This window comes from Shewanella sp. NKUCC05_KAH (assembly GCF_019345585.1).
GTDB classification, from domain to species: domain Bacteria; phylum Pseudomonadota; class Gammaproteobacteria; order Enterobacterales; family Shewanellaceae; genus Shewanella; species Shewanella oncorhynchi.
The window spans coordinates 63,578-77,565 of the sequence record NZ_JAHKQZ010000014.1 but is presented as its reverse complement, the minus strand read 5'-3'; the positions used below and the strand labels follow the sequence as shown (position 1 = coordinate 77,565).

Sequence of the window (13,988 nt, the reverse complement as noted above, 5' to 3'; positions counted from 1 at the left end):
AAATTTGCTGAAAAAACGCCATAGTATACCAGCTGTAAAGCAAAGTGAGCAGTGACTTGCAGGCAATTTACTCAACTGACATTTTATACTGTGTTTTGAAGGGGAGAATTTTATTCACTTTGGCCATTCTGCGGAGAAATTTTCAGATCTAACTCGAGAAAAGGTACTATACCCAAGCTACCTGAAGATACGAGTTTCAGAGCGCCTAGGGTGCTTCAATTCAAGGCGCATCAATGACAGAATGTCGGCCACCTTTTGAATTGTTGCAACACGGAAGTGGAGCTCCCTAGGCGCTCCGTTCCGGCGGGTTGTAACGTACTTTATGCCGTGTTGGTTATTTTTAACTTAGCCCACTAGGTCCGCAAATAACCGCAATCGCCATGGATGGCGTGAATGCCATTTATGCAGGAGCAATAAAGGGCCTTGCCTAAAGTGCGTTACATTCCCGCTGAATCCTGCATCTTCAGGTTGTTTGGGTATATAATATGGGCCTATGTTGGCTTGGGTGTTGATACGTTAAATGGATATATTTTCTGCTGCGGTAATGTTGTTTCTGATCATGGACCCTTTGGGTAATTTGCCGATTTTCGCATCGATTCTGCGACATATCGATCCCAAGAAACGTCGTAAGGTACTGATCCGAGAGTTACTTTTCGCCTTAGTGATCATGCTGTCTTTTCTTTATGCGGGTGAAGCCATTTTAAGTTTCTTAAATCTTCGTTCCGAATCTGTGAGTATTGCAGGCGGTATTATTCTGTTTTTGATCGCGATTAAGATGATCTTCCCCCAACCCGGTGGTGTCGTTGGATTAGCCGCGGGAGAAGAGCCTTTTATCGTGCCTATGGCTATTCCCTTGATGGCTGGCCCATCGATTCTTGCAGCCTTGATTTTACTGGCGCATACCGATAGCTCACGTATGGGCGATTGGACCATAGCGTTAGTGTCAGCTTGGGGGGCGAGTGCGGTGATCTTAATGTTTTATAAACTTTTCACCCGTGTGCTGGGGGAAAAGGGGCTCACAGCGGTCGAGCGTTTGATGGGTATGGTGCTGGTCATGATCTCAGTGCAAATGTTCCTCGACGGTATTTCAAACTATCTGAAAACCGCTGGCTAACTTTATCTAGTTTGATCAAAACGAAACCGTATTAACGTTGCTAATGCGGTTTTTTTATGGCTGAGATTTGGCTTGGAATTGAGTCAGCACAGAGGTTTGCTGAATATTTGCTGACAAAAGTGCAAATCTTACCTGCGAACAGGTGTATCAAGTTGTTACTGAGGTGCAGTGCTGCTAATGTCGAAAACTCTGTCTCTATCACTTGAAGACGGATAAACCCTGAGTAGGTTACTAATTAAAGGTAATTTGTCTTAATGCAAAGAGACACTAGTCTCAATAAATTGAATAGCGTAAACGGCGTTGGCTGTTATAGAAGGATGTTAAAAATGCGAAGTACAAAAGGCGTAACAGCGTTTGGACTGATGTTGGCATTGATTAGCGGCGCGAGTATTGCGGCTCCGAATCATACGCCTGCAGATGCGGGTGTGATTAATAAAGATCGAATTTTATATTGGTTGATTAAGCGTGGCGAAGTGGCCGCCGATGCCAGTGATAGCGTAAAGCAGGAGGCGATAGAAGCTTATATTCATCGCGCCACTTTGGCACAACCTAAAGCGCCGCGCATCGAAGTTGAAGCTGAACATGCGCGTCTACAAAGAGCTAAATCATCGCAAATGATGCGCTCACCCGCACAGCGTTTACAGGCCGATGCGGATGTAAAGAAAACCGTTAAAGTGCTCACGGTATTAGTGGATTTTGCTGATCTAAAACATGATAACAATGGCTTAAAAGCGGGGGATACAGACATGTATTACCCGAGTTATCCTGCGTCCCACTACAAGGAATTACTCTTTTCGCCTACGGGCTTCAAAGGTCCACAGGGGCAGACGTTAGATTCGGGGTATCAATATTATCAAGCGGTTTCTGGGCAAACCTTCTCCTTTACTGGGGATGTGAAGGGCTGGTATACCGCCTCGCAAAATGCCGAATACTATGGTGTTAATGATCCAGATACCCGTAGTGATTCACAGGTCGAACAATTGGTCAAAGAAGCCGTATCTCAAGCTGTTGCAAATATGTCTGCAGCTGAGTTGGCGAGTTATGATGTTGAAGACCAAAATGATTTGAACAATAACGGTAATTACGATGAGCCCGATGGCATTATCGACCATGTGATGATTTTCCACTCTAGCGTAGGCGAAGAGGTCGGCGGCGGAAAACTAGGATCGAGTGCGATATGGTCGCATCGATATTATGTCGACCAAGCAACCAATGGTTATGCGCTTCCTGGTACGAACAAAAAAGTATTCGGTTATACAATCCAGCCTATCGATGCGGCAACGGGCGTGTGTACCCACGAGTTTGGCCATGATCTAGGTCTGCCTGATGAGTACGATACCTCTGAAAATGATAAGAAAGACGGCTCACCTGTGGGGCTATGGTCTTTGATGTCTGGTGGTAGTTGGGCTGGTGCTATTCCTGGCGCTCAGCCGAGTGGTTTTAGTCCTTATGCTCGATCTTATCTACAAAAAAGATACAAAGGTAAGTGGTTAAATGAACGTGAAATTTCCTTAGATAGCATTCCCAAATCAGGCATGGAAGTGACGTTGAATGAGGCGGTTAATCATCAGGCGGTTAATCAGATCTCTATTCCGCTCCCTCTTGTGTTAATTCCTTTTAAAACACCTTATCAGGGCAGTTATCAGTACTATTCTGGCCAAGGAAATATGCTGAATAACAGCATGAATTTTAATGTTAATTTACCTGCCGTAACCACAGATAAACTGATTCTGAGTATGAAGGCTAGTTGGAGTATTGAGCCTAACTATGACTACATGCAGGTGAAAGTGGATGGTGTGGCCATTGCGGGTAATTACACTAAGTCGAACAATGCAATGAATAGTGCTCGTCATATCATCACTGGTGAATCGTCTGCGCTTGCTCTGGCGGAAGGTCGTGATGCTTGGGTAACATTAGAATATGATTTATCAGCATATTCTGGAAAATCTGTTGCTGTCGAAATCAACTATGTCACCGATGATTATACCTCTGAGTCAGGGATCGCTATTGATAACATCAGCGTTAAACAAAATACCACTGAGTTATATAGTGATAACGCTGAAGTCGCGGATAAAATGACGTTTTACGGCTATAGCCGGATTAAGGATTCTCGTCCGGATCCCAAATCTCAGTCTCGTTATATTATCCAGCTACGTAGCCATAATGGTGTCGATGCGGGTTTGAAAGCAAAAAGCTTTGATCCCGGAGTTTTACTCTGGTTAGAAAATTTTAGCTACAGTGACAATAACGTTTCAGACCACGCTGGCCATGGCTTGATTGGCGTGATTGATGCTGACCAGAATATGATTGGCACTCGCTCTACCGACGTACAAATTCGTGATGCGGCCTTTAGTACAGTAAATCAAACCTTCTATTTGGAGGACAATCATCGCGATGCTGTCAGCCTGTTCGATGACAGTTTAGATTACAGCGCGCCACTACAGCCACAGTCAGGTATGGTGTTGCAGCAGCTAGGGTTGACAATGCAGGTACTATCTCAAGCCAGCAATAATGGTACTGCGGTTATTCGTCTTGCGAATGCGAACTCTGATGCTATAGCGCCGTTAAATGTCAGTTTTACTAATACTGTCAACCAATTAGCAGTAAGCTTCACCAGTAATATTGATGGCGGTATGGGAGTATTAACCTACGCTTGGGATTTTGGTGATGGCACGACAAGCACTGTCACGGCGCCAACCCATACCTATGCGAAGGCGGGCACTTATACTGTGAAGCTTACAGTGACAGATGCGCAAAATACTAAGGCGATTAGCAGTTCGACGGTAACGGTTGTTGCACCTGTTACGCCTCCAGTAACTCCGCCAGCTAGTGAGAGTTCAGGTGGCGGCAGCTTAGGTTGGTTAAGCCTTGCCTTCCTTAGCTTATTGACTTGGCGCCGCCAGTTAAATGTGCACTAAGTTAAATGTCCACTAAGTTGATTGTTTGAAATCCGAACAAAAATGCCTCTGATCTAGAGGCATTTTTATCTGTCTTGAGGCTAAATTCTGACTAAGCTTTGGGTGAAATCTAAAGTTTACAACTGACGGATAGCTTGCTCGGCCGCTGGAAGAAAGATTTCGCTGACGATCATTTCATGCTCACCGTGATGGAAATAGCGACGGCGTCCCCAGAGTGCATGTTCGACACTTTGATCTAAACTTTCAGCTAAGTGGGCAAGGCGACTACAGGTTTCGAAACTGGCAACTTCGATTCTACCGGGGATGAAGTTATCTTGGCTAAACAGTAATTCACCTAAGGGGCGAGTACCCAAACTAAGGAAATCCATTTTGCGCTCGGCCATTAATTTTTCAGGGATTAAGGTTCTGGCAAATACCCAAGGTATCGAGTCGAGGCAAAGCAAGACTTCACGGATCCATACAGCACCTTGCTGGGGATATTCGCCCTCTAAGGGAGCATGCAGTCCTTCGCCTAGTACCTTTACTTCAAATTGAGCGCAGCAAGTTTTGAGTTTTTGCGTTAGGCTGCCAGTGGCAAGCAACCATTCTTTCAAGGGCGATTTGGGGAGTTTGTCGGCTAGATCGGCTGAAAACCACTGAATAGATTCACCATAGGGAAAGCTTAAGCTAGTCACATTCATTAAATACTCGTTACAATATAAACAAACGTCGGCAGTCTAGCATGTCGCGACGCGAGCATATATACCCAAGCTACTTCCAGATACGGATACTGCATCTTCAGGTTGTTTGGCTATATAGATTGGGAAGTTTCTTCCATTACCATTATTGTTTTAGGGAGCCGTAAGTCGCTATGAAAAAATTACTCTCAGTCTGTCTTATCCTGTTTACAAGTGTTTTCAGTGTTTATGCGGCCGATGAAAAAGAAGCAGCACCTGCTGCAGCAACCCCACCTACGGGTGAGTATGCCTACTATGGTTTCGAACCCGAAATTGTCACTAACTATATTTCTAATCGCAAGAAATTGGGTTTTGTGAAGATTAGCGTTGAGTTAATGGTAAAGAGTCCAGATGATCTAGTGACAATTGAGCTCCATAATCCATTATTGCGAGCCGCAATTGTTGAAGTGTTAGGCAATCAATCGGAAGAGAAGATTAAGTCGCTCACGGGTCGTGAAGAGATTCGTCGTGAGTGCTTTGAAATGGTCAACAACTTGATCACCAAAGAAGCTGGCAAACCCTTGATCGTAAACTTATTGTTTACCTCTTATCTGTACGATTAATTTACTGCCCCATTCCATGGGCTGACTCAGGTCGGCCCATTGCGTTACAAGAGCTATTATGTCAAAACCTGCCGTGAAACCCGTCCAATTAGTGACTGCGAAACGCCTAACGAGTACAGCCAACATTGGTCATGCAAAAACTAAAGCACCAAAGCAGGCTAGAACGGAGGTGAAAGGCAAAGCAAAGTCGGTCAAAAACAGGCCTAGTGCTGAGATTAAAAAAGCTTTGCATCCTCGAAATGTACACTTGAACGGCTATGATTTTCCGGCGCTGATGAGTTCATTCCCTAAGCTAAAAGCCTTTGTTCGACCCACGCCTTATGGGGCTTTATCGGTCGATTTTGCCGATCCGTTAGCAGTTAAAATCCTTAATGCGGCGCTACTGAAACATCATTATGGGATTGAGTGTTGGGATATTCCTGATGGAGCGTTATGTCCTCCTATTCCCGGTCGAGTCGATTATTTACATTATTTAACAGACCTTCTAGCCGAAGGCGATGATGTATTTGCTTTGGATAAAACTAGGGTATTAGATATCGGCACTGGCGCGAACGGTATTTATCCCATATTGGGTTGCCAAGTATACGGTTGGCAATTTGTCGCCTCGGATATTAATGCCCATTCACTCAGTAATGTGCAGAGTATTATTGAGCAAAACCCAGTGCTGCAAGGGCAAATAAGTTTACGATTACAGCCAAATGACAAGGCGGTCTTCAAGGGAATCATTCAAGCCGGAGAATGTTTTGCGTTAACCCTGTGCAATCCGCCATTTCATGCCTCTATGGCTGAGGCGAGCGAAGGTACAAAGCGTAAGGTGAATAATCTGCAGCTCAATCGGGGTGGCTTGGTAAAGGTTGCACCTAAGCTGAATTTCGGCGGTCAAGCGGCTGAGCTTTGGTGCCAAGGCGGTGAACGACAGTTTCTAGCGACTATGATCCGTGAGAGCCAAATGTTTGCAGATCAATGCTTATGGTTTACCAGTCTAGTGTCGAAGAAGGAAAACCTGAAACCTTGTTATCAAGCCTTAGCGCAGTTGAAAGTCGATACTGTGAAAACGATTGAGATGCAGCAGGGTAATAAAATTACGCGGGTTTTAGCGTGGAGCTTCCAGTCAGCAGCTAAGCGCAAAATCTGGCGCGGTGAACACTTAGCCCGTTAAGACTTTTGAGTATGACCCAATTAAGTACTGCTAACAAAACAGGCGCTAATGGCGCCTGTTTTTATTAAAAGTAAAAATAGCCACTGTTACTGCGGCTTTTCTTCCTTATGATCGCGACGGAATAACGCCCACTCTTCAATTGCTTCACCGCTGGGTAAGGTGCAGATCCCATGTTCACCTTCGGCGGTTTTCTCAATTGTTAAGTTGCCACCAATGGAGACACAATACTCAGAGGCGGGATTGGCTATTTTTACTTGTTCAGTATCACTGCATCCGACTAATACCAGACTCGCCAGAAGTGGAGCAGTAACAAGCAGGAATTTGATTTTCATAGACACTCCTTGGTGAGTTATTTTCGCCCTAAAATCCGCAGGATCCGTAGGAACAAGTTGATGATATCCATATACAAAGCGGCGGCGCTATCGATGGCATTATCTATGGTTTTAGGGATTTGATTCGCTCGTCCCCAGTCATAACCAATATAACCGCAGAAAATCAGCACGACTATCCAATCTAAAATGCCGTGGTGAGTATTAAAGATAAACACTTCAATCAGTTCGACGACGATAACGAGCAATAAAGCAATCGTGAGTGCGCCGGAAATTTTTTGGAAAAAGGCGGGGAAGAGTGTGCCTAAACACATCATGGCTATGGTCACTAGCCCTGTGATACGAATGGCTTCGGTCACCAATTTGGGATCGTATTGACTGACCACCATATTGATAATTAAGCCGAAGGGCACGACTACAAAGTTGTAGCCAATAAAACTGACAACGGGATTAGTCGATTTTTGGAATAGATAAATCCCAAAGAAACAGGAGGTGAAATAGCCGATAAAGAAAATCCAAGGATTAACACTGGCAATCGCCTCTGGATCGATATTGGTGACCATCCAATAGTTAACGGCAAAACCCCAAATCAGCGTGAGGCCGATAACGAGGTTATAAATACCTGCGCCAACTATGGGGTCGTCTGTGGTCATGCGGTCAAATACACTGTTTTCCGAATCCATATGTTTTCCTTATGATTTCCTTATTTTAACGGGCCATTAAGCGTCATCAGTGTTGAGCTATATGACGGCAAATTAAGCGGTGGCAATTAAGCTAGTGTAAATAAAGCCGTTTTTCAAGCGAGAACAACCTAAGCCTCTTTAGTACCACAAACACTGCAGCGGACTTGTTTCGGTAACTTCATCTCGCGAAACTCCATCGTCATTGCATCGATCATCAAAATGCGTCCTGCTAAGGTTTTACCCATGCCAGTAATCACTTTGATGGCTTCAACCGCCTGCAAACAACCTATCATGCCGACGACAGGGGCTAGGATACCCGATTCAACGCAGCTCAGTTGTTGCTCGCCAAATAGGGCGCTAAAGCAATGATAACAAGGCGTTTCGCTGTGATAATCGAACACAGTGACCATGCCTTCCATCCGAATTGCCGCGGCAGACACTAAGGGCACTTTATGCTTAAAACAGCTGAGATTAAGTTGCTCGCGCACACTGACATTATCGGTACAGTCGAGCACTAGGCCGTGATCGGCGACTAGGGCGTCAATCTCATGATCATCTAATACTGCATTGATAATGTTGATCTTAATAAAGGGATTGAGCTGACTGAGGCTCTGTTTAGCCGATTCGACTTTAGGCTGGCCGACATTGGCATCTTGATGCAGCACTTGGCGCTGCAGGTTGGATAATTCAACTGTATCAAAATCGACCAGTGTTAGTTCACCAATACCCGCAACCGTGAGGTACTGGCTGGCGGCACAGCCCAAACCGCCAGCGCCTATCATGAGCACTTTGGCCTGTTTTAGGTGCTCTTGACCGTCGATATCCATAGCCTTGATAGATATTTGGCGGCTGTATCTTAAGAGTTCGCTGTCGCTGAGAATATCTTCTGGCACATTCATTGGGATTTTCCTAGCAAAGCACGCTGTTAAATGGCTCGACCGTCACTTGGGTGCCAGCGGGAGTATCACCTTGGAATTGCTCCAATAAAACGAAACAGTTTGCTAAGCTCATCGAAGTCAACATGCCAGAACCTTGGCTACCAGTAATGGCAACTTCAAGTTTACCTTGTGCATTACGGCTTAAAACGCCCCGTTGATATTCGACGCGGCCCGGTTGTTTACGTACAGGCGTGGTGAGCGTAGCGTCTAACATCAAAGGTGCAACTGGGGTTAACCCCTGCATCTTGTTCAGTATTGGCCAAACGAGTTTGTAAAACGTCACCATAGAAGACACGGGATTCCCCGGTAAACCACAGAATATCGCTTTGCCGATACGGCCCATGGCAAAGGGCTTGCCTGGTTTGATGGCGAGTTTCCAGAAGGTAATTTTGCCTTCCTCATCAAGAATTTGTTTAGTGAAATCTGCTTCACCGACCGACACGCCACCCGAGGTTAATACCATGTCGGCTTGGCTAGCGGCATTGCGAAATGCCTGACGTATGGCTTCAGGATCATCGGCTATTACGCCTAAATCGAGCCATTCCACATTAGCGCGGCTGAGTAAGCCTTGGATCGAGTAACGGTTTGAATCGTAAATTTGTCCTAGGGCTAATTCGCTGCCAACGGGACGCAGTTCATCGCCTGTGGAGAAAAAGGCCACTTTAAGCTGACGATAAACTCGCACTTGGCTAACACCAATCGTGGCCAACACCCCGAGTTCGGCGGCACCAATTTGAATGCCAGCACTGAGCACTTTAGTGCCTTGGGTGAGTTCTTCACCGCGGCAACGCACATTGGCGCCTTGCGCCCTAGGATGGCGGATATGAATAATCTCACCTTCAACCTCGGCTTCTTCCTGCATTTGCACTGTGTCATAACCTGTAGGCACAGGCGCGCCTGTCATGATCCGCACGCAGGTATTAGGTTTGGCTTCACCTTTAAAACCATGGCCAGCGAAGGAACTGCCGATAAGGCGCAATGCGGTCTGATTGGTTTGCGTATTTAAGTCGACAAAACGGAAGGCGTAGCCGTCCATAGAGGAGTTGTTAAAGGGCGGCAGGTCGATGCAGGAAGCTAAATCTTCTGCTAGGACGCGGCCAAGGGCATGGGGAAGCAATACGACTTCGGTGTCTGACACTGGGCTAACTTGCTCGAGCAAAAGGGGAATAGCTTGATCTGGATGCATTAAGCTAGGTTGCGAACAAGGATCGGCTGTTACGGACATTAGGGTCTGCCTTATATGCAATGGGTCGTAATGACGCTGAATGAATTTCCACCTGATTATGACTGGCTATTATGCCACGGTGATCTGGGATGGCTATGATTTGCATGTGAGTTTCTGTGATAGGTCAGTCAGTTTTTTCTGCCACTTTGGGCGATAACCTCGCTAGAAGTCACACAATTTACTGCACTAATTCGAGGGTTGAACGCGAGTCGATGAACAAATGAAAATCATTTTTATCAATGAATCATTAACTTAGCAAGAAATCCAAAGGTAAATTTTGTTGCTTTTGTCGACCCCCTTGATGACAATGTCCCCCATGATTCAGTTCGAATGCAAAAGAGGATTTACTATGCTGTCTGCAACTATGATCGAAAAGTTGAATGAACAAATTAATATGGAGTTCTTCTCCTCAAATTTATACCTGCAAATGAGTGCGTGGTGTGAAGATCAGGGATTTGAAGGCGCAGCTAAGTTTATGCGTGAGCACGCGGATGAAGAAATGGGCCATATGCGTCGTCTTTTCACGTATGTGAGTGAAACTGGTGGCTTACCTTTGTTAGGTGCGATTGCGGCGCCACAGTCACAGTTTGATTCTTTACTGGCGTTGTTTGAATTAACCTATGAGCATGAGCAGCTGATTACCCGTCAGATCAATGCCTTGGCCCATGCCGCATTTTCGAATCAAGATTACTCAACCTTTAACTTCTTGCAATGGTATGTCGCTGAGCAGCATGAAGAAGAAAAGCTGTTTAAGTCGATTGTCGATAAGATACGTTTAGTGGGCGAAGATGGTAAGGCACTGTTCTTTATTGATAAAGATTTAGCTAAGCTAGCCTCTAAGGGTGGCGAAAGCATAATGAACGGCCAAGGCCAACCACAGGCTTAAGTCCGTTTTATTTGCCACAAAAAAGCAGCCTAGGCTGCTTTTTTTGTTCTTTATCATTTTATTTTTTATAAGCTTAGATATTCACGCATTTATCTTGATAGCCATCATTCAACAGTGCTGTGTGCTTGATGCGTAGCAAGGGAGTGATTTCATTGAAGGGGAGCGGCTTGGAGATCAAATACCCTTGAGCGAAGTGACAACCTAAATCTCGTAGGAAGTGCCACTGTGCTTCGGTTTCTATGCCTTCAGCAACTAACTCCATTTCTAGGCTTTGCCCCATCATGACAATCGCTTTGACTAAGTTGGCGTTCGAGTTATTTTCGAGGGCATTTTCCACAAAGCTGCGGTCGATTTTAATCACTGAAATCGGGAATTTTTTCAGATAACTCAGGGAAGAATAACCCGTGCCAAAGTCATCGATATAGATTTGCGAGCCTAAATGACGAATAGACTCGAGCGTGCTCAAGCAATGGCTGGCATCGCCCATCAGCATGCTTTCAGTGATCTCAATATGCACATTTCGTGGGTTAATGTGGTGGCGGTTGAAGCACTCTTGCAACACTTGGTCGAACCCCATACCGCGTGTATTGATACATTGGCGGCTGGAAACATTAATCGCGACATTGATATTTAAGCCACTTTTCTGCCATTGCCTCAGGTCATGCATGGCTTGGTTGAGCACCCATTCGCCCATAGGCTCTATCAGTCCGGTTTCTTCGGCTAATGGGATAAATTGATCCGGCGGGATCAACCCAAGCTCGGGATCTTGCCAGCGGATAAGGGCTTCGACGCTGCAGACACTTCCGGTTTGCATATCCACGATAGGTTGATAATGCAGGGCAAATTCATTTTGTGCCACGGCACGGCGTAGACGTTGTTCTAACTCCATCCGGGCGAACATGGCTTGATTCATACCCGCGGTGAAGTATTTAAAATTGTTCCGTCCCGCATCTTTGGCTTGATACATGGCGGTTTCGGTATTGCGGGTGAGTGAGCCGGTATCCAACCCATCTTCGGGATAGACGCCAATACCAAAGCTGGCCGAAATCTGGATCTCGCGGTCATTTAAGTTAAATGGCATACCTAAGGTTTCAATGATTCGGGTTGCCATGTGTTCGATGGCGAGTTCGTTAGTCAGTCGTGGCAAGATAAGCACAAACTCGTCGCCACCGATACGTGCGATAAAATCGGTTTTCCCCGCAATGCCTTCTAAGCGCTTTGCGACATCTTTAAGTAATAAGTCGCCAGTGGCATGGCCTTGTACATCATTGATATATTTGAATTGATCCAAATCAATCAGCAAGATAGCCAGCTTGCGAGAGTCATGCTGCGCCACATGGATTTCGTGCTGCAGTCGTTCATTGAACAGCTTACGATTAGGCAGCCCAGTTAACCCATCGAAGTTGGCCTGATACCAAAGATCCTGCTCATATTGCTTACGCTTACTGATATCCATAAATAAACCAATATGTTGGATTATTTTACCTTGCTCATTTCGCACCACAGTGATCGCTAGATACTCGGGATATACTTGGCCATCTTTGCGTTTATTCCAAACTTCACCCTCCCATTTCCCTTCTTTTTGTAGTGACTCCCACATGGCGGTGTAAAAGTGCTTAGGATGACGGCTAGAGCTGAGTAGGGAGGGACTGCGGCCTTTCACTTCTTCCAATGAATAGCCCGTAATGTGGCAAAAAGCGGGGTTGACCAGTTCAATATGGTTGTCGGCATCTGTCACCACTATGCCTTCGGCAGAATAGTCAAACACAGCTGCAGCGCGGCTTAGGGCATGGTTTGCTTTTTGCCGTTCGCTAATCATACGGTTCATGGCACGGGCCATGCGGGCGAGTTCATCTGTGCCTGAGACTTGGATATTAATATTGAGCTGTGGATCTGCTGCCATTTGCTGCATGTCATTGGCAATCTTAGTGATCTTATCCATAAAATTGCGGATTATCTTTTGTCCAAGCCAAAGTGTGATGGTCGCGGTGAACAAAGCCGAGAACAAGTATAAGCTGAGTAAGATTAAGGTGTGGTTTTGTTGATATTCGCTCTGCTGCGCCATGTTCTTGGTGATATTTTGCGCCAGCAAATGTAGTTGATTGATACGCTGAGTGGTGAGATCCCACCACTCCTGGCTATCAATTGGATGTGGCGGCATTAATAGTTGGCTCATCGCTTGGCTTAATTTGTCCTCACTGGCTGGGACTTGCGCGATGGCTTTGATCTCCGTCATCGGCAAACCTTGCTGCTGCAGTTGCTGCAACTTGACCATGCTGAATTGGTATTGATTTATGCTGTCCTCAATGGTTTTCAGTGCCGCCTTAAATTCGGGTAGAGAACGAGTCTCATGATTGAGTTCATCCAAATTAAGCTGAATCGTCGCAAGTGCTGCATTAAATTTTTGCAGTGAAATCTCATCGCCCTTAAGCAAATAGTCCTGAAAACTGCCCATTAAGCCACCGTAACCTAAGTAGGCATTAATATTTTGTGCCAGAGCGCTAATGCGAGTTTGTTGTTCAATTTGCTTGCTGATTTGCAGAATGCGTTGATTTTCTGGCGAATCTTGTAGGTTTTGCAGTAAGGACCTTCTATCGGAAATTGATGCATTACTCGCGTGCATCACGGCTCGCTCATATTCATACATAAAGGAGATTATGGTGCGGTAATCATTAATATTGAGTGACTTGCTGAGCAGTAATTGATTGATGGCACTTCGTTCTTTTACGGCCAACTCCTGCACCATAAGTAGGTTCAATAGATCGGTATAGGCACGGGACTGACTGATTTCGTTGGTTTGTAACTGTAATAGCTGAATGAGCTGCAAAAGCTGAGTGTGGAATTGATTATAGAGTTCCGTAAACTGACTCAGTGTTTCGTCGGTGTGGTTTTGGTGAACGTTAGCGAGTTTGTTGCCTGTGAGTTTGAGCGCATCTAACAATGCGTTCATTTTGTTTGCTTCAATACTTTTAGGGTCGAGCGCCTCCAGAAGATGCTCTAAAGGCTCACTGTTCAGTAATGCATCGAGTGCTTTTGATCTAGTCGCTTGTTGCTGTAATAGCACTTCATCGGTTGGTCGCTGATTTGTACTTAGACCATATTCGTTTTGCAACTGATAGAGTAGCTCAGTGATTTGTACCGTCGTTTGTACCGCAAGATGGTTGTGCTTGGCCGAGTGTGATTCCTTTATCAAGTCATGCATGCGCGTCAGAATGAAAAAGCTCATCATTAATAATGGGACTAACGAAAACAGAATGAGCTTTTGCTTCAAACTGAGATGGTGTAGCGCTGACGGCATTAAAGATCACTCCACTCGTTCGCCTAGGCAGAAAAAGAAAATTCAACGTAATAACGTTGAATCCGAGTTACAAATAGGACTAGGCACAGGGTGAGGATATTTAACATAGGCGGCCAGCCACCGCGACCTTTAGTTTATGGATATCTAATCTAGGTCACG

At 45.5% G+C, this 13,988-nt stretch carries 11 protein-coding genes; 5 read left to right on the top strand and 6 right to left on the bottom strand.

The features are described 5' to 3' along the window. The first annotated feature begins 520 nt into the window (after nucleotides 1–520). Nucleotides 521–1,114 carry a YhgN family NAAT transporter gene (locus tag KO533_RS13620; RefSeq protein WP_011848195.1) on the top strand — a complete coding sequence of 198 codons (594 nt, stop codon included), beginning with the start codon at nucleotides 521–523 and terminating at the stop codon, nucleotides 1,112–1,114. Nucleotides 1,115–1,440: 326 nt separating this feature from the next. Beyond that, on the top strand, nucleotides 1,441–4,032 hold the full coding sequence (locus tag KO533_RS13615) for an immune inhibitor A domain-containing protein (RefSeq protein WP_219254644.1): 2,592 nt from the start codon (nucleotides 1,441–1,443) through the stop codon (nucleotides 4,030–4,032). 116 nt (nucleotides 4,033–4,148) lie between these two features. On the opposite strand, the gene KO533_RS13610 is transcribed toward KO533_RS13615, so the two are convergent. Continuing rightward, the gene (locus tag KO533_RS13610) at nucleotides 4,149–4,712 is read right to left on the bottom strand and encodes a chorismate lyase (protein ID WP_212600815.1); all 564 of its coding nucleotides are present in this window, start codon (nucleotides 4,710–4,712) and stop codon (nucleotides 4,149–4,151) included. Between the two features lie 170 nt (nucleotides 4,713–4,882). Between KO533_RS13610 and KO533_RS13605 the strand changes: the two genes are divergently transcribed. Then, nucleotides 4,883–5,311, top strand: a complete 429-nt coding sequence (locus tag KO533_RS13605) for a flagellar basal body-associated protein FliL (protein WP_105250969.1) — start codon at nucleotides 4,883–4,885, stop codon at nucleotides 5,309–5,311. Between the two features lie 58 nt (nucleotides 5,312–5,369). After that, on the top strand, nucleotides 5,370–6,470 hold the full coding sequence (rlmF, locus tag KO533_RS13600; RefSeq protein ID WP_219254641.1) for a 23S rRNA (adenine(1618)-N(6))-methyltransferase RlmF: 1,101 nt from the start codon (nucleotides 5,370–5,372) through the stop codon (nucleotides 6,468–6,470). An 86-nt stretch (nucleotides 6,471–6,556) separates the two neighbouring features. Here the strand turns inward: rlmF and KO533_RS13595 are convergent, their stop codons facing one another. From KO533_RS13595 to glp, 4 genes are all read right to left on the bottom strand, one after another. Beyond that, entirely contained in the window at nucleotides 6,557–6,802 is a 246-nt protein-coding gene (locus KO533_RS13595) for a DUF333 domain-containing protein (RefSeq protein ID WP_219254639.1), read from the bottom strand. A gap of 17 nt (nucleotides 6,803–6,819) precedes the next feature. Next, entirely contained in the window at nucleotides 6,820–7,482 is a 663-nt protein-coding gene (locus tag KO533_RS13590) for a Bax inhibitor-1 family protein (RefSeq protein ID WP_219254637.1), read from the bottom strand. A 128-nt stretch (nucleotides 7,483–7,610) separates the two neighbouring features. Further along, entirely contained in the window at nucleotides 7,611–8,381 is a 771-nt protein-coding gene (moeB, locus tag KO533_RS13585) for a molybdopterin-synthase adenylyltransferase MoeB (RefSeq protein ID WP_219254635.1), read from the bottom strand. A gap of 10 nt (nucleotides 8,382–8,391) precedes the next feature. Further along, nucleotides 8,392–9,645 carry a gephyrin-like molybdotransferase Glp gene (glp, locus tag KO533_RS13580; protein ID WP_219254633.1) on the bottom strand — a complete coding sequence of 418 codons (1,254 nt, stop codon included), beginning with the start codon at nucleotides 9,643–9,645 and terminating at the stop codon, nucleotides 8,392–8,394. Nucleotides 9,646–9,994: 349 nt separating this feature from the next. Here glp and ftnA point away from each other — a divergent pair, with 349 nt between their 5' ends. Continuing rightward, nucleotides 9,995–10,531: a non-heme ferritin gene (ftnA, locus tag KO533_RS13575; protein ID WP_105250975.1), complete on the top strand. Its 537-nt coding sequence runs from the start codon at nucleotides 9,995–9,997 to the stop codon at nucleotides 10,529–10,531. 73 nt (nucleotides 10,532–10,604) lie between these two features. Here the strand turns inward: ftnA and KO533_RS13570 are convergent, their stop codons facing one another. After that, nucleotides 10,605–13,829: an EAL domain-containing protein gene (locus tag KO533_RS13570; RefSeq protein ID WP_219254631.1), complete on the bottom strand. Its 3,225-nt coding sequence runs from the start codon at nucleotides 13,827–13,829 to the stop codon at nucleotides 10,605–10,607. Nucleotides 13,830–13,988: the final 159 nt, after the last annotated feature.